The organism is Paracoccus mutanolyticus, assembly GCF_003285265.1.
Taxonomy (GTDB): domain Bacteria; phylum Pseudomonadota; class Alphaproteobacteria; order Rhodobacterales; family Rhodobacteraceae; genus Paracoccus; species Paracoccus yeei.
This window is the reverse complement of the sequence record NZ_CP030239.1, coordinates 492,796-514,391: the sequence shown is the minus strand read 5'-3', so window position 1 is coordinate 514,391 and position 21,596 is coordinate 492,796. Positions and strand designations below refer to the sequence as shown.

22 protein-coding genes and 5 pseudogenes are annotated in these 21,596 nt (G+C 68.5%); 19 read left to right on the top strand and 8 right to left on the bottom strand.

Annotated features, from left to right (window positions below):
* The first annotated feature begins 11 nt into the window (after positions 1–11).
* The 8 genes and pseudogenes from DPM13_RS02925 to DPM13_RS26525 form a co-directional block, all read left to right on the top strand.
* A complete protein-coding gene (locus tag DPM13_RS02925; protein ID WP_028717905.1) occupies positions 12–425 on the top strand; it encodes a phage major tail protein, TP901-1 family in 414 nt (137 codons plus the stop codon).
* A 1-nt stretch (position 426) separates the two neighbouring features.
* Complete coding sequence (locus DPM13_RS02920) at positions 427–744, top strand: gene transfer agent family protein (RefSeq protein ID WP_028717904.1); 318 nt, start codon at positions 427–429, stop codon at positions 742–744.
* Complete coding sequence (locus tag DPM13_RS02915; RefSeq protein ID WP_112887433.1) at positions 741–962, top strand: phage tail assembly chaperone; 222 nt, start codon at positions 741–743, stop codon at positions 960–962. Before DPM13_RS02920 ends, DPM13_RS02915 begins: the two co-directional genes overlap by 4 nt.
* Positions 963–984: 22 nt before the next feature.
* Positions 985–1,653, top strand: a complete 669-nt coding sequence (locus DPM13_RS02910; RefSeq protein WP_112887432.1) for a phage tail tape measure protein — start codon at positions 985–987, stop codon at positions 1,651–1,653.
* Between the two features lie 6 nt (positions 1,654–1,659).
* On the top strand, positions 1,660–2,295 hold the full coding sequence (locus tag DPM13_RS02905; RefSeq protein WP_112887431.1) for a DUF2460 domain-containing protein: 636 nt from the start codon (positions 1,660–1,662) through the stop codon (positions 2,293–2,295).
* Positions 2,292–3,115, top strand: a pseudogene (locus tag DPM13_RS02900) (DUF2163 domain-containing protein). The gene DPM13_RS02905 and the pseudogene DPM13_RS02900 overlap by 4 nt, the downstream one beginning before the upstream one ends.
* The gene (locus DPM13_RS02895) at positions 3,112–3,540 is read left to right on the top strand and encodes an NlpC/P60 family protein (RefSeq protein WP_112887430.1); all 429 of its coding nucleotides are present in this window, start codon (positions 3,112–3,114) and stop codon (positions 3,538–3,540) included. The pseudogene DPM13_RS02900 and the gene DPM13_RS02895 overlap by 4 nt, the downstream one beginning before the upstream one ends.
* A gap of 15 nt (positions 3,541–3,555) precedes the next feature.
* Positions 3,556–5,996 (top strand): annotated as a pseudogene (locus tag DPM13_RS26525) (baseplate multidomain protein megatron); the annotation flags it as partial.
* A 25-nt stretch (positions 5,997–6,021) separates the two neighbouring features.
* Here the strand turns inward: DPM13_RS26525 and DPM13_RS19585 are convergent.
* A pseudogene (locus DPM13_RS19585) lies at positions 6,022–6,213 on the bottom strand (IS5/IS1182 family transposase); the annotation flags it as partial.
* Positions 6,214–6,221: 8 nt separating this feature from the next.
* Here DPM13_RS19585 and DPM13_RS02880 point away from each other — a divergent pair.
* The 3 genes and pseudogenes from DPM13_RS02880 to cysE all read left to right on the top strand — a co-directional run bounded on the left by DPM13_RS02880 (position 6,222) and on the right by cysE (position 9,049).
* The gene (locus tag DPM13_RS02880; protein ID WP_112887427.1) at positions 6,222–7,433 is read left to right on the top strand and encodes a GTA baseplate fiber-binding domain-containing protein; all 1,212 of its coding nucleotides are present in this window, start codon (positions 6,222–6,224) and stop codon (positions 7,431–7,433) included.
* The gene (locus DPM13_RS02875; RefSeq protein WP_112887426.1) at positions 7,426–8,139 is read left to right on the top strand and encodes a DUF2793 domain-containing protein; all 714 of its coding nucleotides are present in this window, start codon (positions 7,426–7,428) and stop codon (positions 8,137–8,139) included. The genes DPM13_RS02880 and DPM13_RS02875 overlap by 8 nt, the downstream gene beginning before the upstream one ends.
* A gap of 125 nt (positions 8,140–8,264) precedes the next feature.
* Positions 8,265–9,049, top strand: a pseudogene (cysE, locus tag DPM13_RS02870) (serine O-acetyltransferase).
* A 4-nt stretch (positions 9,050–9,053) separates the two neighbouring features.
* Here the strand turns inward: cysE and DPM13_RS02865 are convergent.
* Together DPM13_RS02865 and DPM13_RS02860 are read right to left on the bottom strand one after the other, a co-directional pair.
* The gene (locus DPM13_RS02865; RefSeq protein ID WP_112887425.1) at positions 9,054–10,112 is read right to left on the bottom strand and encodes a quinone-dependent dihydroorotate dehydrogenase; all 1,059 of its coding nucleotides are present in this window, start codon (positions 10,110–10,112) and stop codon (positions 9,054–9,056) included.
* On the bottom strand, positions 10,109–10,441 hold the full coding sequence (locus DPM13_RS02860) for a DUF952 domain-containing protein (protein WP_112887424.1): 333 nt from the start codon (positions 10,439–10,441) through the stop codon (positions 10,109–10,111). The genes DPM13_RS02865 and DPM13_RS02860 overlap by 4 nt, the downstream gene beginning before the upstream one ends.
* 132 nt (positions 10,442–10,573) lie before the next feature.
* Here DPM13_RS02860 and DPM13_RS02855 point away from each other — a divergent pair, with 132 nt between their 5' ends.
* Positions 10,574–12,172, top strand: coding sequence for a bifunctional metallophosphatase/5'-nucleotidase (locus tag DPM13_RS02855; RefSeq protein WP_112887423.1), 1,599 nt, complete (start codon positions 10,574–10,576; stop codon positions 12,170–12,172).
* A 45-nt stretch (positions 12,173–12,217) separates the two neighbouring features.
* On the opposite strand, the gene DPM13_RS02850 is transcribed toward DPM13_RS02855, so the two are convergent.
* Positions 12,218–12,565, bottom strand: a complete 348-nt coding sequence (locus tag DPM13_RS02850; RefSeq protein WP_112887422.1) for an ArsR/SmtB family transcription factor — start codon at positions 12,563–12,565, stop codon at positions 12,218–12,220.
* Between the two features lie 185 nt (positions 12,566–12,750).
* Here DPM13_RS02850 and DPM13_RS02845 point away from each other — a divergent pair, with 185 nt between their 5' ends.
* The 5 genes from DPM13_RS02845 (at position 12,751) to DPM13_RS02825 (ending at position 15,432) form a co-directional block, all read left to right on the top strand.
* On the top strand, positions 12,751–13,110 hold the full coding sequence (locus DPM13_RS02845) for an AtpZ/AtpI family protein (protein ID WP_028717891.1): 360 nt from the start codon (positions 12,751–12,753) through the stop codon (positions 13,108–13,110).
* A gap of 2 nt (positions 13,111–13,112) precedes the next feature.
* The gene (locus tag DPM13_RS02840; RefSeq protein WP_036761745.1) at positions 13,113–13,865 is read left to right on the top strand and encodes a F0F1 ATP synthase subunit A; all 753 of its coding nucleotides are present in this window, start codon (positions 13,113–13,115) and stop codon (positions 13,863–13,865) included.
* A gap of 58 nt (positions 13,866–13,923) precedes the next feature.
* The gene (locus DPM13_RS02835; RefSeq protein ID WP_020949366.1) at positions 13,924–14,157 is read left to right on the top strand and encodes a F0F1 ATP synthase subunit C; all 234 of its coding nucleotides are present in this window, start codon (positions 13,924–13,926) and stop codon (positions 14,155–14,157) included.
* 76 nt (positions 14,158–14,233) lie between these two features.
* Positions 14,234–14,878 carry a F0F1 ATP synthase subunit B' gene (locus DPM13_RS02830; protein WP_028717889.1) on the top strand — a complete coding sequence of 215 codons (645 nt, stop codon included), beginning with the start codon at positions 14,234–14,236 and terminating at the stop codon, positions 14,876–14,878.
* On the top strand, positions 14,875–15,432 hold the full coding sequence (locus DPM13_RS02825) for a F0F1 ATP synthase subunit B (RefSeq protein WP_112887421.1): 558 nt from the start codon (positions 14,875–14,877) through the stop codon (positions 15,430–15,432). Before DPM13_RS02830 ends, DPM13_RS02825 begins: the two co-directional genes overlap by 4 nt.
* Positions 15,433–15,604: 172 nt before the next feature.
* Here the strand turns inward: DPM13_RS02825 and DPM13_RS02820 are convergent, their stop codons facing one another.
* Positions 15,605–16,261 (bottom strand): OmpA family protein, encoded by a 657-nt coding sequence (locus DPM13_RS02820; protein ID WP_028717887.1) that lies wholly within the window; start codon positions 16,259–16,261, stop codon positions 15,605–15,607.
* 156 nt (positions 16,262–16,417) lie between these two features.
* Positions 16,418–17,020, bottom strand: a complete 603-nt coding sequence (locus DPM13_RS02815) for a methylated-DNA--[protein]-cysteine S-methyltransferase (RefSeq protein WP_112887420.1) — start codon at positions 17,018–17,020, stop codon at positions 16,418–16,420.
* Between the two features lie 89 nt (positions 17,021–17,109).
* On the opposite strand from DPM13_RS02815, the gene nth reads away from it, so the two are divergent.
* Complete coding sequence (gene nth, locus DPM13_RS02810; protein WP_099649973.1) at positions 17,110–17,778, top strand: endonuclease III; 669 nt, start codon at positions 17,110–17,112, stop codon at positions 17,776–17,778.
* Positions 17,775–18,780, top strand: a pseudogene (locus tag DPM13_RS02805) (adenosine kinase). Before nth ends, DPM13_RS02805 begins: the two are co-directional and overlap by 4 nt.
* Positions 18,781–18,917: 137 nt before the next feature.
* On the opposite strand, the gene DPM13_RS02800 reads toward DPM13_RS02805, so the two are convergent.
* Together DPM13_RS02800 and DPM13_RS02795 are read right to left on the bottom strand one after the other, a co-directional pair.
* On the bottom strand, positions 18,918–21,101 hold the full coding sequence (locus tag DPM13_RS02800; RefSeq protein ID WP_112887419.1) for a 3-hydroxyacyl-CoA dehydrogenase NAD-binding domain-containing protein: 2,184 nt from the start codon (positions 21,099–21,101) through the stop codon (positions 18,918–18,920).
* Positions 21,098–21,595 (bottom strand): cupin domain-containing protein, encoded by a 498-nt coding sequence (locus DPM13_RS02795; protein ID WP_112887418.1) that lies wholly within the window; start codon positions 21,593–21,595, stop codon positions 21,098–21,100. The genes DPM13_RS02800 and DPM13_RS02795 overlap by 4 nt, the downstream gene beginning before the upstream one ends.
* Position 21,596 lies beyond the last annotated feature (1 nt).

Sequence of the window (21,596 nt, the reverse complement as noted above, 5' to 3'; positions counted from 1 at the left end):
GGAGAAACGACATGGCGGTGCAGAACGGGCGCGATCTGCTGATCAAGATGGACATGACCGGGGACGGTCTGTTCGAGACCATCGCGGGACTGCGGGCATCCCGCATCAGCTTCAACGCCGAGACGGTCGACGTGACCAGCATCGAAAGCGAAGGGCGCTGGCGTGAGCTGCTGGGCGGCGCGGGCGTGCGGTCGGCCACGATCTCGGGGTCGGGGGTGTTTCGGGACGGCACCACGGACGAACGCGCGCGGCAGGTCTTTTTCGACGGCGAGGTTCCCGAGTTCCAGGTGGTGATCCCCGATTTCGGCACGGTGCAGGGGCCGTTCCAGATTACCAGCCTGGAATATTCCGGCAGCTACAATGGCGAGGCGACCTATGAAGTTTCCATGGCAAGCGCGGGCGTGCTCAGCTTCAACACGCTCTGAGATGGCCAATCCTTTGGCGGGAGAGGTCGAGGTCGTGTTGGACGGGGTGCCCCATGTCGGCAAGCTGACCCTGGGCGCCCTGTCCGAGCTTGAGGCCGAACTGGGCGCGGAAAGCATGATCGCCCTGGTCGAGCGGTTCGAGAGCGGGCGATTTTCCACCCGCGACGTGATGGCGGTGCTGGTCGCGGGGCTGCGCGGGGCCGGCTGGAGCGGGGATATCGCCGCGCTGGGCGCCTGCGACATCCGGGGCGGTCCGGTGGCCGCGGCCCACACGGCAGCCGCGATGCTGGCGCGGGCGTTTCGCATCGAGGGCGCATGAGGGCCCGGGGGCTGGACTGGCCGGGGTTGATGAAGGTCGGCATGGGGCCGGCGCGGCTGGGCGGGCTGGGGCTGACGCCCGCGACCTTCTGGGCGCTGACCCCGGCCGAACTGGCCCTGATGCTGGGGATCGAGGGGGGCGGCGGCGCGATGACGCGCGACCGGCTGGCCGAGCTGGTGGCGCGCTATCCCGACCGGCCCGCGCCCAAGCAGAACTGATTGTCGAAAGGAGGCGCCGGTCATGGCGAGCAAGGACGGGTTCGGCGGTCTGGCCGACGCAGGGGACGGCACGCTGGGCCGAAGCCTGGACGACAGCGGCCGGGTGACGGCCGCCTTTGAACAGGAACTGTCGCGGCTGCGCGAGTCGATGCTTTACACCAACCGAGAGGTCGGCTCGCTAACCAGCGGGATCGGCAGCGGGCTGCGCCGCGCCTTCAACGGGCTGGTGTTCGACGGCATGAAGCTGAGCGACGCCTTGTCCACCGTGGCGCGCAGCATGGCCGACAGCGCCTTTTCGGTTGCCATGCGGCCGATTCAGCAGGCCTTGGCGGGCGCGATCTCGCAAGGGGTGACGGGGCTGGTGTCGGGGGCGATGCCCTTTGCCGACGGCGGCAGCTTTTCGCAGGGGCGGGTGATGCCCTTTGCCAAGGGGGGCGTGGTCAGCCAGCCCACCTATTTCCCGATGCGCGGCGCGACCGGGCTGATGGGCGAGGCGGGGCCCGAGGCGATCATGCCCCTGCGGCGCGGGGCCGACGGCAAGCTGGGGGTTGCGGTGGCGGGTGGCGGAGGCCGGGCGGTCAACGTCACGTTCAACGTCTCGACCCCCGATGTGGGCGGGTTCGCCCGCAGCCAAAGCCAGATCGCGGCCCGGTTCGGCCGGATGCTGGCGCGCGGCGACAGGAACGGATGACGACAGATGGCATTTCACGAGATCAGGTTTCCCGCCAGCCTTTCCTTCGGGTCGGTGGGCGGGCCCGAACGGCGCACGGAGATCGTCGCGCTGACCAACGGGCATGAGGAGCGGTCGAGCCCTTGGGCCCATTCGCGGCGCCGCTATGACGCGGGCATGGGCCTGCGGTCGCTGGACGACGTGTCGCTGCTGATCGCCTTTTTCGAGGCGCGCGCCGGTCAGTTGCACGGGTTCCGCTGGAAGGACTGGTCGGATTACAAATCCTCGGCCCCCAGCGTGGCGCCGGCGTTCGGCGACCAGGTCTTGGGCCGGGGCGACGGGGTGCGGACGCCGTTCCCGCTCCCGAATGTAGTCCTTGATGATCGTATAGCCGCCGGTAAAGCCGCACTCATCGCGAAGCCGGTCGAACACCCGCTTGGCCGGGATCGGGGCGTGGAACTGGCCGCAGGACGCGATTTCACTGTCGATACCGTGACGGGCACCGTGCATTTCGCCGTGCCGCCCGAGGCTGGCGCCGCAGTCTCGGCCGGGTTCGAGTTCGACGTGCCGGTGCGGTTCGATACCGACCGGATTTCGGTTTCGGTGGCGTCGTTCCATGCGGGCGACCTGCCCGATGTTCCTGTGATCGAGGTGCGGCTGTGAAGGGCGAGACGATTGCGCGGGCCTGGGCCGTGACGCGCCGGGATGGGTTGGTCCTGGGCTTTACCGACCACGACCGGATGCTGGCCTTCGGGGCGGATCACCTTTCGCCCCGATAGCGTGCTGAGCGCCGCGGCCGTCCGTGCAAGGGCGCGGGCCTGTCGCTCGATAACACCGAGGCGAGCGGCGCCCTGTCGATCGATGCGATCACCGGGTCGACATCATGGCGGGCCGGTGGGACGCCGCCGAGGTACGGTTGTGGGAGGTCGACTGGGCCAATACGGCGAACCGAGTCCTGGTCTTTCGCGGCCACCTGGGCGAGGTCAGCCGCAGCGGCCGGTCGTTCCGCGCCGAGTTGCGGGGTCTGTCCGAACCGCTGAACCGCACGCAGGGCCGGGTCTATCATCCGCGCTGCTCGGCCCAGCTGGGCGACGGCAAGTGCCGTTTCGACCTGGGTGCCGAAGGCTACAGCGCCCAAGGCGTCGTCCGCGCCCATGAGGAAGGCGAGCGCCTGACCCTTGGCGGCATCGCGAACCACGAGGCCGGCTGGTTCGAGCGTGGCCGCCTGATCGTGCTGAGCGGCGCGGCCGCCGGGCTGGAGGGGCTGGTCAAGAGCGATCTGGCCGGTCCCGGCGGACGCGAGATCGCGCTTTGGGCGGCCTTGGGCATCGCCCCGGCCGCGGGCGATCGGGTGAAGCTGGTGGCGGGTTGCGACAAGCGGGCCGCGACCTGCCGGCTGAAGTTCCTGAACTATGCCAATTTCCGGGGTTTTCCGCATCTGCCGCCCGAGGACTGGCTGATCGCCCCGCAGGTCGGGTCATGAGCCAGCGCATCGTTGCGGCGGCGCGAGGCTGGATCGGCACGCCCTATGTGCACCAAGCCTCGGTCAAGGGGGCGGGAACCGATTGCCTGGGGCTGGTGCGGGGCATCTGGCGCGAGCTTTACGGTCCCGAGCCCGAGGCGCTGCCCGCCTATACCCCCGACTGGGGCGAGGCGGGGGCGCAGGAGTTGCTGCTGGGCGGGGCGGGGCGCTTGTTGCTGCCCGCGGGTCCCGAGGCGGCGGGCGATGTGCTGATCTTTCGCATGAGATCCGGCGCCATCGCCAAGCACATGGGTATTCTGGCTGAAACCGGGGCCGGGGCAAGCTTTGTGCATGCCTATGACCGGCATGGCGTCGTCGAAAGCCCGCTTTCGACGCCGTGGCGGGCAAAGATCGCGGGCAGGTTCCGGTTTCCGCCCCTGACATGAGAGAAGGAAGGCGCAATGGCGACGATTCTGCTGGCGGCGGCCGGTGCATCCATCGGTGCGGGCTTTGGCGGCACCGTTCTGGGCCTGTCGGGCGCCGTCATCGGCCGGGCCGTGGGGGCGACCCTGGGCCGGGTGATCGACCAGAAGCTGCTGGGCTCTGGCTCGAAGGCGGTCGAGACGGGGCGGGTGGACCGGATGCGGATCCAGACCGCGGGCGAGGGCACGCCGATCCCGCGGATCTGGGGGCAGATGCGCGTGCCCGGCCATGCGATCTGGGCCGGCCCCTTGGTCGGGGTGCGCCGCACCCAGGGTGGCGGCGGCAAGGGGTCCAGCCCCAGCGTCACCGAGGTCAGCTATCGGCTGAGCTTTGCGCTGGCCCTGTGCGAGGGTCCGATCCTGGGGGTGGGCCGTGTCTGGGCGGATGGCGAGGAAATCTCGCCCGACGATCTGAACATGCGGGTCTATCTTGGGGACGAGGCGCAGTTGCCCGACCCCGCCATCGTCGCGCAGGAAGGCGACGAGGCGCCAGCCTATCGCGGCATCGCCTATGTCGTGCTGGAGGACCTGGGGCTTGAGCGCTGGGGCAACCGTGTGCCGCAGCTGTCGTTCGAGGTGACGCGCCGCGCCAAGGAAGGGCGGGGGCTGTCGCGCGAGGTGCGGGCCGTCGCCATGATCCCTGGCACGGGAGAATATTCTCTGGCGACCACGCCGGTCAGCTATGACCTGGGTCTGGGCGAAACGCAGGTCATCAACCGCAACACGCCGATCGCGGGAACGGATTTCCGCGCCTCGTTGCGTATCCTGGGGCGCGAACTGCCGAATGTGGGTTCGGTGTCGCTGGTCGTGTCCTGGTTCGGCGACGACCTGAGGGTGAACCATTGCACGGTGCGGCCGGAGGTCGAGGTCAAGTCCCGCGACGGGCAGGGCGTGGCCTGGCGCGCCGGCGGCATCGGCCGCGATGCGGCGGTCGAGGTCGCACGGGTCGGCGGGCGTCCGATCTATGGCGGAACGCCGGCCGACGGATCGGTCATCGAGGCGCTGCGGGCGCTTGCGCCCAGTGGGCGGAAGGCGGTCTTTTATCCCTTCATCCTGATGGAGCAGCTGGCAGGGAACGGCCGGGCCGACCCTTGGACCGGCGCGGCCGACCAGCCCGTGATGCCTTGGCGCGGCCGTATCACGACGAGCATCGCGGCGGACCGCGCGGGCAGCCCCGCAGGCACCGCCGCCGCCGAGAATGAGGTTGCGGCGTTCTTCGGAACGGCCAGGGCGAGCGACTTTTCGCGCGAAGGGGACGAGATCCGCTATTCCGGTCCCGACGAGTGGTCCTATCGGCGGTTCATCCTGCATTACGCGCATCTTTGCGCGGCGGCGGGGGGGATCGATGCCTTCCTGATCGGCTCCGAGATGGTGGGGCTGACCCAGATCCAGGGGGCGGATCATCGCTTTCCGGCAGTCGAGCAGTTGATCCGCCTGGCGGCCGACGTGCGCGCGACCTGGGGGATGCGGTCAAGATCGGCTATGCGTCGGACTGGTCGGAGTATTTCGGCTATCACCCCGGCAACGGGGATGTGTTCTTTCATCTGGACCCGCTGTGGGGCGACGACAACATCGACTTCGTGGGCATCGACAACTACATGCCGCTGTCGGACTGGCGCGAGGGCGAGAATCATCTGGATGCCGCCTGGGGCCGGATCGACAATCCGGCCTATTTGCAGGCGAACGTCGCGGGGGGCGAGGGCTTCGACTGGTATTATGCCCGCGACGTCGACCGTGAGATGCAGATCCGCACGCCGATCAGCGACGGACTTTACCATGAGCACTGGATCTGGCGCTACAAGGACATCCGCGGCTGGTGGGCGAACGAGCATCGCAACCGCGTCGGCGGACAGCGCAGCGCGCGGCCCACGGCCTGGGTGCCGCGCTCGAAACCCGTCTGGTTCACCGAGATGGGCTGCGCGGCACTGGACAAGGGCACGAACCAGCCCAACAAGTTCCTGGATGCGATGAGCTCGGAATCCAGGTTGCCCTGGTTTTCGGACGGGCGGCGGGACGATCTGGTGCAGGCGGCCTATGTCCGGGCGATGACCGAGTATTGGGGCGATCCGGCGAACAATCCCCTGCGCGAGGCCGGCGAGCGGATCGGGGCCGGGCGCATGATCGACATGAGCCGCGCCCATGTCTCGTGCTGGGACGCACGGCCGTTCCCCGCATTTCCGGCGCGGACCGACCTATGGTCGGACGGACCTGCCTGGGAACGCGGGCATTGGCTGAACGGTCGCGCCGGGGCCGTGCCCCTGGCGGACGTGGTGGCCGAGATCTGCGCTGCCGCCGGCGTCGCGGCCTATGACACCCAGGGGCTGGCGGGTCTGGTGCGGGGCTATGCGCTGACCGGCTCGGAAACCGGGCGGGCGGCCTTGCAGCCGTTGATGCTGACCTATGGCTTCGACGCGCTTGAGCGGGACGGGGTGCTGCGTTTTCACCCACCCTGCTGCGGCGGTGATACCCGCTCCAGTTCCGCCAGAGCGCCGGACAAAGTGTTTCGATGCCCGCAGGCTCTCGCTGCGTGCCCGGGCCCCGGCCGTGTCCGGCTTCCATGTCGATTCTGTCGGCGATATGCCGTCTCGGCGGAATGACCGCCACTGCACTGCGGGCAGCGATGGCGTCATGGCAGCGCCCTGCCGATGGCGTTGACCCGCGCCGAGGGGCTGGCCATGGCCGAGCGCTGGATTTCGGAATCGGTGATTGCCCGCGACACGGCGCGCTTTGCGCTGCCGCCCTCGCTGGGTCATCTGGGACCGGGGGACGTGGTGGCGCTGGTCGAGCCAAGGGCGGGAGCGCGCCGCTGGCGCATCGACCGGGTCGAGCGGGCAGGCGCGATGACCGTGGATGCGGTGCGCGTCGAACCCGGCGTCTATCGTCCGGCGCGGGTGATCGAGGGCCAGAGTGTTGCCCGGGCCTCCAGCCCGCCGATCCCGGTCTGGCCGGTGTTTCTGGACCTGCCGCTGCTGCGGGGCGACGAAGTGCCCCATGCGCCGCATCTGGCGGTCACGGCCACGCCCTGGCCGGGCGCCGCCGCCGTCTGGGTTTCGGCCCAGCAGGCGGGCGGCTATGCGCTGAACACGACGGTGCCCGCGGCCTCGATCATGGGGGTGACGCTGGGACCGTTGGCGGCGGCGCGGCCGGGGGTCTGGGACCGGGGTCCGGCGCTGCGCATCCGGGTCAAGGGCGGTGCGCTGGAGTCCGCGACCGAGACCGCCTTGATGAGCGGGGCGAACCTGCTGGCCCTGGGCGACGGCTCGGCCGAGGGGTGGGAGCTGCTGCAGTTCCGGGACGCGCGGCTGGTTTCCCCGGGGGTGTGGGACATCGCGACCCGGTTGCGGGGGCAGGCGGGCACGGATGCCTTCATGCCCGAGGTCTGGCCGGCCGGCAGCACGGTCGTGCTGGTGGACGGGTCGGCGCGGCAGGTGGACCTGGCGCCCTCGGCCTTGAACCAGATGCGGCACTGGCGGATCGGGCCGGCGACGCGGGCAGTGGATGATGCCAGCTATCGCCATGTGGCGCTGGCGTTTCGGGGCGCTGGGCTGCGGCCGCTGTCGCCCTGCCACCTGTCGGTTCGCGGCAGCACCGTCACCTGGGTTCGCCGTACCCGCGTCCAGGGCGACGGCTGGGAGGGCGCCGACGTTCCCCTGGGCGAGGCGCAGGAGCGCTACAGCGCAAGCCTGGTGCGCGATGGCGCCGTGCTGGCCCAGGCTCTGGTCGGCGAGCCGCGCTGGGCCGTGCCGGCCGATGTCTGGAGTTCGGCGAAGGCGGGCGGCGCCTTTGAAATCAGGATTGCCCAACTGTCCGACACGTTCGGCGCCGGGCCCCAAGCAAGGATGAGGATCGATGGCTGAGAACGCGACCGCGAACATGGACCTGCCGCTGCTGATGCCCGCGCAGGCGCAAAAGCATGTCACCGTCAACGACGCGCTGCTGCGGCTGGATGGTCAGGTCGACCTGGTGCTGCAAAGCCTGACCCGCACCACGCCGCCCGAGGTGGTGGCCGACGGGCTGTGCTGGGCGGTGCCACAGGGCGCGGTCAACGCATGGGAGGGGCAGGCCGGCAAGGTTGCCATCGGGGCGAACGGGGGCTGGGTCTTTTTCCGGCCCCGCTTTGGCAAGCGCGCCCTGGTCGCCGACACCGGCGTGCCCGCCATCCACAACGGCACGACCTGGGTCGAGGGCGCGGTCAGCCTGGGCCAGCACGGTTCGGGCCTGATCGTGCGCCAGATGGCCGAGGACGTGACGCTGGGGGCGGGAAACGTCTTTAACACCACGATGGTGGTGCCCGCCGGCGCAATGGTCGTCGGCGTGACCGCGCGGGTCCTGACGGCGATCACCGGGTCGCTGACCAGCTGGACCCTGGGCGATACCGCCGTTCCGAACCGCTTCAACGAAAACCTGGGCAAGGCTGCGAATTCCTGGGTTCGGGGCATGCTGGGCTCTCCCGTCACCTATTGGCAGCCGACCGCTTTGCGGCTGGGTGCTGCGGGTGGCCAGTTCGCCGGCGGCCGGGTGCGGGTGGTCCTGCACTGGTGGGAGTTGCGCGTCCCCGATTGAGCGGGGCTTTCCGCGTCTGTCGGTTTCCGATAAGAAGGAGGGATACGGAAGCTGACGGACGCGCTGTTATGAACCTTCAAAAGGACCTGATCGAAAAGCTGCCCGAGGACGCGCGCGCGGACTCGATGGGCGCGGTCTGGACCCGAATCCAGCGCGAAGCCCGCATCGCCGTGCGCGACGAGCCGCTGCTGGGGGCGCTGATCCATGCCGGCCTGCTGCACCATGCGACCTTTGCCGCCGCTCTGGCCTATCGCTTTTCGCTGAAGCTCGCCTCGCGCGAGATGAGCGAGCAGATCCTGCGGGAGATCGCGGACGACGCCTTCGGCCGGGCGCCCGAACTGGCGCAGGCGGCCATGGCCGACCTGCTGGCGGTCTATGAGCGGGACCCGGCGACGCATCGGCTGATGCAGCCGATCCTGTTCTTCAAGGGCTTCCAGGCGCTGCAGGCCTATCGCATCGGCCATTGGCTGTGGCAGCAGGGTCGCAGCGACATGGCCTATTTCGTGCAGATGCGCTGTTCCGAGGTGTTCGGCGTGGACATCCACCCGGCCGCCCGCATCGGCACCGGGGTGATGATCGACCATGCCCATTCCATTGTCATCGGCGAGACGGCCGTGGTCGGCAACGACGTCTCGATGCTGCATTCCGTGACGCTGGGCGGCACCGGCAGGAGGATGGCGACCGCCATCCCAAGATCGGCAATGGCGTGATGATCGGCGCCGGGGCCAAGGTCCTGGGCAATATCCACGTCGGGCATCATTCGCGCATTGCTGCAGGCTCGGTCGTGCTGAGCGACGTGCCGCCCTGCAAGACCGTCGCGGGGGTGCCCGCGCGGATCGTGGGCGACGCGGGCTGCACCGATCCGTCGAACACGATGAACCAGCTTTTGGGCCACGAAGGGCTGTTCTAGCCCCTTACAGCCAGTCGTCGATGCCGCTGCCTGTCAGTTCGGGCAGGGTCATGCGCTGCCGCGTCAGGCGGTCGTCGAGTTCCTGCGCGATGCGGGCAGCCAGCGAGAACCCCTGATAGATCAGCGCCGAATAGATCTGGACGGCCGAGGCGCCCGCGCGCAGCTTTTCCCATGCCTGGTCGGTCGAGCCGATGCCGCCGACCCCGATCAGCGGCACCCGCCCCGCCGTCTGGCGGGCGAGCCGCGCGAGGATGCGGGTCGAACGGTCGAACAAGGGCGCGCCCGACAGCCCGCCGGCCTGCTGGGCGTGGGTGGGGTCGATGCCGTCGCGCGACAGGGTGGTGTTGGTTGCGATGATCGCATCGACCGGCGCTGCCATGGCCACGCTTGCGATCTGGGCCAGGGCCTCGTCATCGAGGTCGGGGGCGATCTTGACGAAGACCGGCGGGCGGTTCGGCAATTCGTCGCGCGCGCGGATCACCCCGTCCAGCAGGGCTGCGAGCGCATCGGCGCCCTGAAGATCGCGCAGCTTTTCGGTATTCGGCGACGAGACGTTGACCGTCAGGAAATCGGCCGCAGCGCCCGCGATGCGCACGACCGAGGCGAAATCCGCGCTGCGGTCCAGGCTGTCCTTGTTCGCGCCGATGTTCAACCCGACCGGAATGCCTGCGAGCCGCGCCGCAAGGCGCGCGGCAATCGCCTGCGCCCCGTCATTGTTGAAGCCGAAGCGGTTGATGATGGCGCGATCCTGCGTCAGCCGGAACAGCCGGGGCTTGGGGTTGCCGGGCTGAGGCCGGGGGGTCGCCGCGCCAACCTCGACAAAGCCGAAGCCCGCCCGCATCAGCGCGGGCACCGCGCGGGCGTTCTTGTCATAGCCCGCCGCCAGTCCGACCGGGTTCGGCAGGTCCAGCCCCGCAATCGTCAGCCGCAGCCTGTCCGAGGTGACGGGCCCGCCGTCCAGCGGCACAAGGCCGCGTTCCAGCGCCCGGATCGAAAGGTCATGCGCGGTTTCAGGCGGCAAACGGTGCAGCGCCCGAAGGCCGAGGGACTCGATCAGGGTCATTCCAGATCTCCGATGTCGTGGCCCTGGGGCCCGAGCGGAATGGTGCGCGACCACAGCACGTCCGAGGCGCGAAGTTCGCGATAGAGGTGGGGGAACAGCTGGCCCCCGCGCGAAGGCTCCCACCGCAGCGCGTCCAGGGTTTCGGTCCGGAGCGCCAGCAGGTGCAGATCGGTCTCTCCCGCGAAGTGCCGGGCCAGCGTGCCGGGAACCTGATCCCCGGTGGACAGGTGGATATAGCCGTCGGCCAGATCGACCGCGGCGCCGTCCGTCCGGCCGGCGGTCTGGAACGCCTGGAATTCGGCGGGGCGCAGGATCTTGTAGGCAAGCATGGCGCGGTTCTGCGACGCCGGCCGGCTTGCGTCAAGCGTGAACCTTTTTCGACAGGCATGATGACCTGTTGACCGTCCGGCGCCGATCCCGGAAGCTGGCCCCCGATCCATCATCGGCGGCGGAGAGCAGGGATGAAAGCTTGGCTATTGGCGACGGCGGCGGTCGTTCTGGGCGCAGGTGCCGCGCAGGCGGACTATACGCTGCATGTGCTGCACATCAACGATTTCCACAGCCGGGTCGAGCCGATCAACGAGCATGACAGCACCTGCGACGACGAGGCGGACGCCAAGGGCGAATGTTTCGGCGGCGTTGCGCGGCTGGCCGCCAAGATCGCCGAGCTGCGCGACGGTCTGCGCGCCGAGGGGCAGAACGTCATCGTCCTGGACGCCGGCGACCAGTATCAGGGAAGCCTGTTCTATACGACCTACAAGGGCAAGGACACGGTCGAGTTCATGAATGCCATCGGCTTTGACGCGATGGCGGTCGGCAATCACGAGTTCGACGACGGTCCCGCCGGGTTGCAGCTGCTGGCCGAGGGCGTGAAATTCCCGGTGATCTCGGGGAACCTGGACGTCTCGCAATCGCCCGAGCTGCACGGCAAGGTCGGCGGCACGGTGACGCTGGACGTGGGCGGCGACAAGGTCGGCATCGTCTCGGCCCTGGCGATGGACACGCCCGAGACATCCTCGCCCGGCGACAAGGTGATCTTCCAGGACGACTTGGACAGCCTCAAGGCCGATGCGCAGGAACTGACGGATGCGGGCGTCACCAAGATCATCGCCCTGACCCATGAAGGCTATCGCCGCGACCAGGAGATCGCGGCGCAGGTTCCGGGCATCGACGCGGTGATCGGCGGGCACAGCCACACGCTGCTTGGACAGATGGAGGGCGCCGAGGGGCCCTATCCCACCATGGTCAAGGGCGCGGACGGGGCGGAGGTTCCGGTCGCGACGGCCTATGCCTATGGCAAGTATCTGGGCCATCTGGTGCTGACTTTCGACGACTCGGGTCGGCTGACCAGGGCCGAAGGGCAGCCAATCCTGCTGGACAGCTCGGTCGCGCCCGATGCGCGCATCGCCGCCCGCGTCAAGGATCTGGCCGCCCCCATCGAGCAGCTGAAGCAGAAGCGCGTGGCCGAGTTGAAGGCGCCCGTCGACGGCAGCCGCGACACCTGCCGCCAACGCGAGTGCGAGATGGGCAATGTCGTCACCGAAGCGATGCTGGACCGCGTCAAGGGCCAGGGCATCACCATTGCCATCGAGAACGGCGGGGGGCTGCGCGCCTCGCTTCCGGCGGGACCGGTCACGATGGGCGATGTGCTGGCGGTGCTGCCGTTCCAGAACACGCTGTCGACCTTTCAGGTCAGCGGCACCGACATCATTGCTGCCCTGGAAAACGGCGCCAGCCAGTATGAGGACAAGGCCGGGCGCTTTGCCCAGGTCGCCGGGCTGAAATACACGGTCGATCCCGCGGCCGAGGCGGGCGCGCGCATATCGGATGTGCTGGTGCGCGAGGGCGAGGCATGGGTGCCCATCGACCGCGCCAAGACCTATGGCGTCGTCTCGAACAACTACATGCGGATGGGCGGGGACGGCTACAAGGTCTTTGCCAGCAATGCGCAGGCGGCCTATGACTTCGGGCCCGATCTGGCCGATGTGCTGGCTGAATACCTGGCGCGGCAGGGCCGGGAGTTCGTCCCCGTGCTGGATGGGCGCATCACCGTGAAATGACGCAAGCGGCCGGACCCGTCCCGGCCGCTTTCGCATGTCCGGGGGTCAGTCCGGCGATTGGGTCTCGTGCAGTTCGGTCATCAGGAAACGTTCGAAGTCGTCGAGGTCCACCGGCTCGAACTGGCCGAAGCCCTGCATCCAGACCGAGGCGGCGCGTAGCCCGTCGGGATCGAGCTTGCACCAGATGATCCGGCCCCGCCGTTCCTGCCGGATCAGCCCGGCCGTCGCCAGCACGGCAAGGTGCTTGGAGATCGCGGCGAGGCTGACCTGAAAGGGCGCTGCGACGTCGGTCACGGCCATGTCGTCCTCGAGCAGCATGGCCAGGATCGCGCGCCGCGTCGGATCGGCCAGCGCGGCGAAGATGGTGTCGAGATTGGGGCCCGGGCCAGTCATCCGCCTTGTTTAACCGATGGGTTGAATAAGCGCCACCGCGCAGATCGCCCGCAATCCCAATGCGCTGCACACCAATTTCCCTGAAATCCCATTCATATACAATCGGTTAAGTATTCTCCCGCTCGGCTTGACTTGGGCGGCGTCAGCCCCTATCACCGCGCCAACCGATAACGGGGGTGTGAGCCTTGGGCCAGGATCCGGACCAGCAGGACGCGCGTGCCCGGGACGCGGAGCGGCTGCGCCAGCTGGAAGCCCGTCTGGGCGAACGGACGGGAACGGGGCCTGCATCGCGCGGGGAAGAGCATTTCAGCCAGGCGAACATGGCCTGGCGCATGGTGACGGAACTGGTGGCCGGGTTGGGCATCGGGTTCGGGATCGGCTTTGGGCTGGACTATGTGTTCGGGACCACGCCGTTCCTGATGATCGTCTTCGTGCTGTTCGGCCTGGCCGCCGGCATCAAGACGATGCTGCGCACCGCGAACGAGATAGGGAAGGAACCCGGGGCACGCCCAAGCGGCAATCCCGGCGATGACAAGGGTGAATGACGATGGCCGTGACCGAAGAAGAAGTTGAAGGGCTGGTTTTCCATCCCATGGACCAGTTCATCGTCAAGCCGCTGTTCGGCGGCACCGAGGTGCACTGGTACACGCCCACCAACGCGACGCTGTGGATGGCGCTGGCCGCCCTGTGCATCACCGGCCTGCTGGTGTTCGGTACCCGCGGCCGCGCCATCGTTCCGAACCGCATCCAGTCCATCGCCGAACTGCTTTACGGCATGGTCCGCAAGATGGTCGAGGACGTGACCGGCAAGGATGGGCTGAAATACTTCCCCTATGTGATGACGCTGTTCTGCTTCATCCTGTTCGCGAACTTCCTGGCTCTGCTGCCGAAAAGCTTCTCGCCCACATCCCACATCGCGGTGACGGCGGTGCTGGCGCTGCTGGTCTTTGTCGGCGTGACGGTGCTGGGCTTTGTCAAGAATGGCGCCCATTTCCTGGGCCTGTTCTGGGTCAGCTCGGCGCCGCTGGCGCTGCGCCCCGTCCTGGCCGTGATCGAGCTGATCTCGTATTTCGTGCGTCCGGTCAGCCACTCGATCCGACTTGCCGGCAACATCATGGCCGGCCACGCGGTGATCAAGGTGTTCGCGGCCTTTGCCGCCGTCGCGGCCCTGGCGCCGGTCTCGGTGCTGGCCATCGTCGCGGTCTACGGGCTCGAGGTGCTGGTCGCCCTCATCCAGGCCTATGTGTTTACCATCCTGACCTGCGTCTATCTGAAGGACGCCCTGCATCCGGCGCACTGAGCGCCGGAGCGGATCAGGACAACCGAAAAACCCTTTCCAAGCCTCAAGGAGCATGAACATGGAAAATCTGGGTCAACTGGGACAGTACCTCGGCGCCGGTCTGGCTTGCATCGGCATGGCCGGTGCCGCCATCGGGGTGGGCAATGTCGCCGGCAACTACCTGTCGGGCGCGCTGCGCAACCCGTCGGCCGCCGCTTCGCAGACCGCGACGCTGTTCATCGGCATGGCCTTTGCCGAAGCCCTGGGGATCTTCTCGTTCCTGGTCGCTCTGCTGCTGCTGTTCGCAGTCTGATCCTTTGCCATCCTTGCGGTTGGGTGGGGGCGTGACGCGCCCACCCGATTGTGAAACGACCGGCATGGGGTAGGATATGTTCAGCCTGTTGCAACAGACCGCGCCCGTCGTGGTCGAAGAAACTGAAACGGTGATCATCACCGAAACCGCCCCCGATGCAGCGCATGGCGTGGCGGTGCATGGCGCCGATGCGGCCCATGCGGCGGGTCATGCCGCCAGCGCGCCGGGCATGCCGCAGCTGGATATCACCACCTTCGGCAACCAGATCTTCTGGCTGCTGGTGGTGCTGGGCGTGATCTATTGGGTGCTGTCGCGCGTGGCCCTGCCGCGCATCGGCGGCGTCATCAGCGATCGTCAGGGCGCCATCACCGGCGATCTGATGGCAGCCGAGGAATTCAAGCAGAAGGCCAAGGACGCGGAAGCCGCCTATGACAAGGCGCTGGCCGACGCCCGGGCCGAGGCGAACAAGATCGTCGCCGCCAACAAGGCCGAGATCCAGAAGGAACTGGACGCGGCCATCGCCCATGCCGATGCCGAGATCGCCGCGCGTGCGACCGAATCCGAAAAGCGCATCGGGCAGATCCGCGCCTCGGCGGTCGAGGACGCCCGGACCGTCGCCCGCGACGTGACCGAGGCCTTGGTGCAGAACTTTGGCGGCCAGGCCGATCCGGCGCTGGTGAACCAGGTGGTGGACCAGCGTCTGAAGGGGGTTCTGCAATGAAACGTCTGAGCGTTCTTTTTGCCCTAGTGATGGCCAGCCCCGCGCTGGCCGCGACGGGGCCGTTCTTCTCGCTGCGCAACACGGACTTCATCGTCACGCTGGCCTTCCTGGTCTTCGTGGGCATCCTGGTCTATTTCCGGGTGCCGCAGCTGGTTGGCGGCCTGCTGGACAAGCGCGCCGAAGGCATCCGCAACGACCTGGCCGAAGCCCGCCGCCTGCGCGAGGAAGCGCAGGAGATCTATGCGAGCTACGAGCGTCGGCAGCGCGAGGTCAAGTCGCAGGCCGACGAGATCGTGGCCAATGCCAAGCGTGAAGCGACGCTGGAAGCCGAGAAGGCCAAGAAGGCGTTGCAGGTCTCGATCGAACGCCGGCTGAAGGCGGCCGAGGACCAGATCGCGGGCGCCGAGGCCGACGCCTTGCGCGCCGTGCGTGACCGTGCGATCCAGACCGCCATCGCGGCGGCGACCGAGATCCTGGGCCAACAGGCCACGGCCGACCAGCGCAGCGCCGGAATCGACCGCGCGATTGCCGAGGTCGAGCGCCGGTTGAACTGACGCCACCGAATAACGAGAAGGGGGAACCGCGCGCGGCAACCTCCGGACAGTGAGCGGCCCCCGCGACGGAAACGTCCGGGGGCCTTTCCTTTTGGGGCGGCCGGGAAGGCGCAACGGAAAAGGCCGGCGGCTTTCGCCCCCGGCCCCCTTAGTCATGTACCCAAGGCTCGGGTCAGTTGGTCGGGATGATCTGGATTTCCACGCGGCGGTTCTGCGCGCGCCCCGCAGCCGTGTCGTTCGAGGCGACGGGCTGGGTCGCGCCGCGCCCCGTGGTGGCGATGCGGTTCGACGAGACGCCCCCGGCGGACAGGATGCCCGCGACCGACCGCGCGCGGCGTTCCGACAGGTCCTGGTTGTAGGCGGCCGATCCGGTGCTGTCGGTATGGCCGATCACCTGGATGCGGCTGTTCGGATACTGGGTCAGGTTGCGGGCGATGATGTACAGGTCGTTCTGCCCGCGCGCGCCGACGGCGGCCGAATCCGTGGCGAACAGCGTCGATTCCGGCATGACCACCGACAGATGGGTGCCGCGGTTCACGACCTGGATGTTGGGGTTGTTCAGCGACTGCTGCAGGGCGCGCTGCTGCTGGTCCAGGATCGAGCCGCCGACCGCGCCCGCGGTCGCGCCGATGAGCGCACCCTTGACGGCGTTCGAGCGGCTTTCGCCCGCGCCGATCAGCCCGCCCACGACCGCGCCCGCGATGGCGCCTTGCTGCGTGCGGCTAAGCTGGGATCCTCCGGGTCCGGTCCCGGCGGGTTCGGTGGGGGTGCAGGCGCCGATGGCGAGCACGCCGGCCGAGGCGAGAAGCAGCGAAATACGGGTCTTCATGGTTTCACCTTTCTGGATGGGGCGATCTGCTGTCGCCTGTCCTTACGACGCGGCCGGGCCAAGCAAGGGTCCGGCGGCTGATGCCCAAACGTGGGCAGAATGGCACGGGTTCCTGCGCAACTCCACAGAAATACGCGGGAAATCCGGCGCGACCGGTCACAACGAGGGGATGGCGCGGGGTCCGATAGCCGCGCCTTCGCGGGCCAGCAGCGCGCGCTTGACCGCCTCGCCCCAGTGATAGCCGCCGATGCTGCCGTCGGTGCGGGTGACCCGGTGGCAGGGGACAGCCCAGCTGACCGGGTTCTGCCCGACCGCGGTGCCCACGGCCCGCAGCGCGCGCGGCCGGCCGATGCGGTGGGCCAGCATGGCATAGCTGATGACCTGGCCCGGGGGCACCTCCAGCAGCGCCTGCCAGACCAGCATCTGAAAACCCGTGCCCGACAGGCGGACGGTGATGTCGCCCTGGCCCTGCCGCAGCGCCTGGATGGCGGGGGCCAAGGCCTCGGGTGCCGCGACCAGGCGGGCGCGGGGCCAGCGGGCGCCCAGATCGGCCAGAACCGCGTCCGGCGTGCCTTCGGCCGCAAAGCCCAGCCCCCACAGCGCCCCGCACGCTCCCAGGGCGACGACCGGGCCCTGGCAGGGGACTTCCCAAAGCAGCCGTGCACAGGTCCCCGGCCTCGCCGGGCTCGCCGGGCCAGGGCTCGACGCAGCATAGGCGGATGGCAGCTCGGGCGCAAGGGCGAGGATTGTCCGGGTCATGGTGTTCCTCCTGTCCCGGTCAGACTAGCAGCGCGGGCGACGGAATCCAGTGGCTTGCGTCGAAGGGCAGGGCGGTGCATCAGTCGGCCATGGCCCGCCCCGCTTCGCCCCGCATTCCTGCTGCCTTGCCCTATGCCGCGCAGATCGAGATCTTTTCGCGCCTGCGCGAGGCCAATCCGCATCCGGTGACGGAACTGGAATACACCAACGCCTTCACCCTGCTGGTCGCGGTGGCGCTGTCGGCGCAGGCGACCGACGTGGGCGTGAACAAGGCGACCAAGACCCTGTTCCAGCGCGTCGCCACCCCGCAGCAGATGCTGGACCTGGGCGTCGACGGCCTGACCGAGCATATCAGGACCATCGGCCTTTACCGCCAGAAGGCAAAGAACGTGATCGCCCTGTCGCGCATCCTGGTCGAGGTTTACGGCGGCGAGGTGCCGCAGTCGCGCGCCGCGCTGATGACCCTGCCGGGCGTCGGCCGCAAGACCGCCAACGTGGTCCTGAACAGCGTCTTCGACTTTCCCGCGCAGGCGGTCGACACCCATATCTTCCGCGTCGGCAACCGCACCCGCATCGCGCCCGGTCGCGACGTCGAGGCGGTCGAGCGCGCCATCGAGGACAATGTCCCCGTGCCCTTCCAGCAGAATGCGCATCACTGGCTGATCCTGCACGGCCGCTACATCTGCCAGGCGCGCCGCCCGCGCTGCGCTATCTGCCCCATCGAAGACCTCTGCCCCTATGAGGAGAAGACCGCATGACCACCCCCTATGTGATCGGGATCGGCAACGCCGTGATGGATGTGATTGCGCCGACCTCGGATGCGACGCTGGCGCGACTGGGGGTGGAAAAGGGCATCATGCAGCTGATCGACCGCGAGCGGTCCGAGTTCCTGATGGCCGCGCAATCCGCCGATCCGCAGGCCGGGAAGGCGCGGCTGGTGCCGGGCGGTTCGGTCGCGAACACGCTGGCGGGGCTGGGGATGATGGGGCTGCGCACTGCCTTCATCGGCAAGGTGGCGGGCGATCCGCTGGGCCTGTCCTATGCCGAGCAGACCGAGGCGCAGGGCACCGTCTTCGTCAATCCGCCGGTGGCCGGGGAGGTGGCGCCGACCTCGCGTTCGATCATCTTCGTGACGCCGGACGGCGAGCGGTCGATGAACACCTATCTGGGGATTTCCGGCGAACTCGGGCCCGAGGACGTGAACCCCGCCACCTTCAGCGGCTGCGACTGGCTGTTCCTGGAGGGGTACCTCTTCGACAAGGACGCCGGCAAGGCGGCGTTCCTGAAGGCCGCCGAGGCCTGCCACGCCGCCGGCGGGCAGGCGGGCATCGCGCTGTCGGATCCGTTCTGCGTCGACCGCCACCGCGAAGGCTTTCGCCGTCTGGTCGCCGGGCCGATGGATTACGTCATCGGCAACGTCCATGAATGGCAATCGCTCTATCAGGTGACGGATCTGGAACAGGCGCTGCAGATGGCCCGCGCCGATTGCGGCACGGTGATCTGCACCCGCTCGGGCGAGGATGCGATCCTGATCCGGGGCGAGGAACGGGTGACGGCCCCGGTGCATCGCGTCGTCCCCGTCGATGCCACCGGTGCCGGCGACCTGTTCGCGGCCGGGCTGATCCTGGGCCGCGCGCGGCCAGCCGCTGGCGGTGGCCGGACGCATGGGCTGCATCGCGGCGGCCGAGGTGATTTCCCATGTCGGGCCTCGGCCCGAAAGCGACCTGCTGGCGGCCTTCCGCGCCGAAGGGCTGATCTAGGCGCTTGTGGCGCCATTGCATGGGTATTTGAACAACAAGGAAGCACGGGCGCCGCTTCCTATGTTTCCTTGTTGTCCAAATACCCATGCGGGCCGTGCAGACAAGACCGCCGCGGCAGTCTTGTCCCTTGCCTTACGTCAGGCGGCCTGCTTGCCGGTACTGACGCGGCCATAGAAGCTTTCGCCCTTGGCCGCCATGTCCTTGAGCAGTTGCGGCGCGGCGAAGCGGGGACCGAATTTGCGCGCCAGCCCTTCGGCGATCTCGACGGCGCGCGCGGCGCCCAGCATGTCGAGCCAGCCAAAGGGGCCGCCGGTCCAGGGCGCGAAGCCCCAGCCCAGGATGGCGCCGACATCGCCTTCGCGGATGTCCTCGAGTACGCCGTCCTGCAGGGCCCGGACCGCCTCGAGCGACTGGGCGAACATCAGGCGGTGCTGAAGCTCGGTCAGGTCGGGCTGCTGGTCGGCTTCGGGCCATTCGGTGGCAAGACCCGGCCAGAGGCCCTGGCGCTTGGCCCCCTCGTCATAGTCGTAGAAGCCGGCCTTGGCCTTGCGGCCCAGCCGGCCCTGGTCGGCCAGCCTGAAGATCACCGCGTCCACCGCATCGTCGGGGTAGGCATCGCCTAGGGCGGCGCGGGTTGCCTTGGCGATCTTGACGCCGAGGTCGATCGAGGTTTCGTCCACCAGCTGCAGCGGCCCCAGCGGCATGCCCATCAGCTTGGCGGCATTCTCGACCAGGGTGGGGCTGACGCCCTCGGCCACCATGCGGATGCCTTCGTTGATATAGGGGATGATGCAGCGGTTGGCGTAGAAGAACCGCGCGTCATTGACCACGATGGGCGTCTTGCGGATCTGGCGCACGAAGTCGAGCGCCTTGGCGACGGCGCGGGGGCCGGTCCGTTTTCCCTTGATGATCTCGACCAGGGCCATCTTGTCGACGGGCGAGAAGAAGTGGATGCCGACGAACTGGTCCGGGCGGCTGCTGGCGCGGGCCAGGTCGCTGATCGGCAGGGTCGAGGTGTTGGTGGCGAAGATCGCGTCGGCGGAGATCGCCGCCTCGGCCCTGGCGGTCACCTCGGCCTTGATCTTCGGGTCCTCGAACACGGCCTCGACCACCAGGTCGCAGCCGGCCAGCGCGGCGTAATCGGTCGTCGCGGTGATGCGGGCCAGGACCTCGGCCTTTTTCTCCTCGGTCGCCTTGCGGCGGCTGACCGCCTTGTCCAGCAGGTCGGCCGAATGGGCCTTGCCCCGGTCGGCGGCGTCCTGGGCGGCGTCGATCAGCACGACCTCGATCCCGGCCATGGCCGAGACATAGGCGATGCCCGCCCCCATCATGCCGGCGCCGAGGATGCCCAGCTTCCTGACCCTCTGGTCGGGCGCCTCGGGACGGTTCGCGCCTTTCTCCAGCGCCTCCTTGTTGATGAACAGGCTCCGGATCATCGCCGTGCTCGAGGGGTTCATCAGCACGTTCGTGAACCAGCGCGCCTCGATCTTCAGCGCGGTGTCGAAGGGCACCATGGCGCCTTCATAGACCGCCGAAAGCAGGGCCTTGGCCGCCGGATAGACGCCCAGCGTCTTGCCATGCACCATGGCGCTGGCGCCAAGGAAGGTCATGAAGCCCGCCGGGTGATAGGGTTCGCCGCCCGGCATCTTGTAGCCCTTGGCGTCCCAGGGCTTCACCAGATCGGCGTCGCCGGCTTGCAGCACCCATGCGCGCGCGGCGGCGACCGGGTCGGCCGCGACCTCGTCGATCAGGCCCGCCGCCTTGGCCCTGGCCGGGTCGCTCAGCTTGCCTTCCAGCAGGAAGGGCGCCGAGCCCATCGCGCCCAGTTTGCGCACCAGTCGGGTGGTGCCGCCGCCGCCGGGAAAGATGCCGACCATGATCTCGGGCAGCCCGATCTTGGCCTTGGGATTCTCGGCGGCAAAGATGCGATGCGTGGCCAGCGGCAGCTCCAGCCCGATCCCCAGCGCCGTGCCGGGCAGGGCCGAGGCGATGGGCTTGCCGCCCGTCTTGGTCTTGGGGTCCATGCCGGCCAGCTCGATCTTGCGCAGCGCGTGGTGCAGCCCCATGATGCCGTCGAACACCGCCTGCGCGCCGCCGTCCTTCATCGCGGCGATCACGTTCAGGTCCATGCCGGCGGCAAAGTCCTTCTTGCCCGAGGTGATGACGATGCCCTTGACCGCATCGTCCGCAAGCGCCTCGTCGATCAGCGCATCGAGTTCCGCCGCGCCGTCGAGCGACAGCACGTTCATCGACTTGCCCGGCACATCCCAGGTGATGATGGCGACGCCCTCGGCGTCCTTCTGCATGGTGAAGTCGGTCATTCTGTCTCTCCCTTGGGCGCGAGGTCGCGGGGGCCGGTCCAGTCGCTGCCGTCGTGATAGGTAAAGCGGGCCTTGCCGTCCTGGATGACGAGCTTCAGGTCCACGTCCGAATAGGTGGCGGTTTCCGCCGGGGCCTTGCTGCCCACGATCAGGAAGCGCGCCGGCTGGTCCGAGCGGTTGACGAAGCGGTGGCCGTTCGGCACGCCGGCCTTCCAGGCGGCGCAGTCGCCGGCGACCATGGGGAACTCGCCCTCGTCCTCGATCAGGACCAGCGTGCCGGAAAGGACCATGGCGAATTCGTCCTCGCGCAGGTGCCAGTGCCTGAGCGAGGCGACCGCCCTCGGCTCCAGCGTCACGATGTTGACGCCGAACTGCGTCAGCCCGGCCAGTTCGCCCAGCCGCAGCGACGAGCGGCCGGCCATTTGCGCCGCGTAGGGCGGGGGATAGATCGACCCGGTCTTGATCGGCGCGGCCGACAGGTCAAGCTTCGGCATG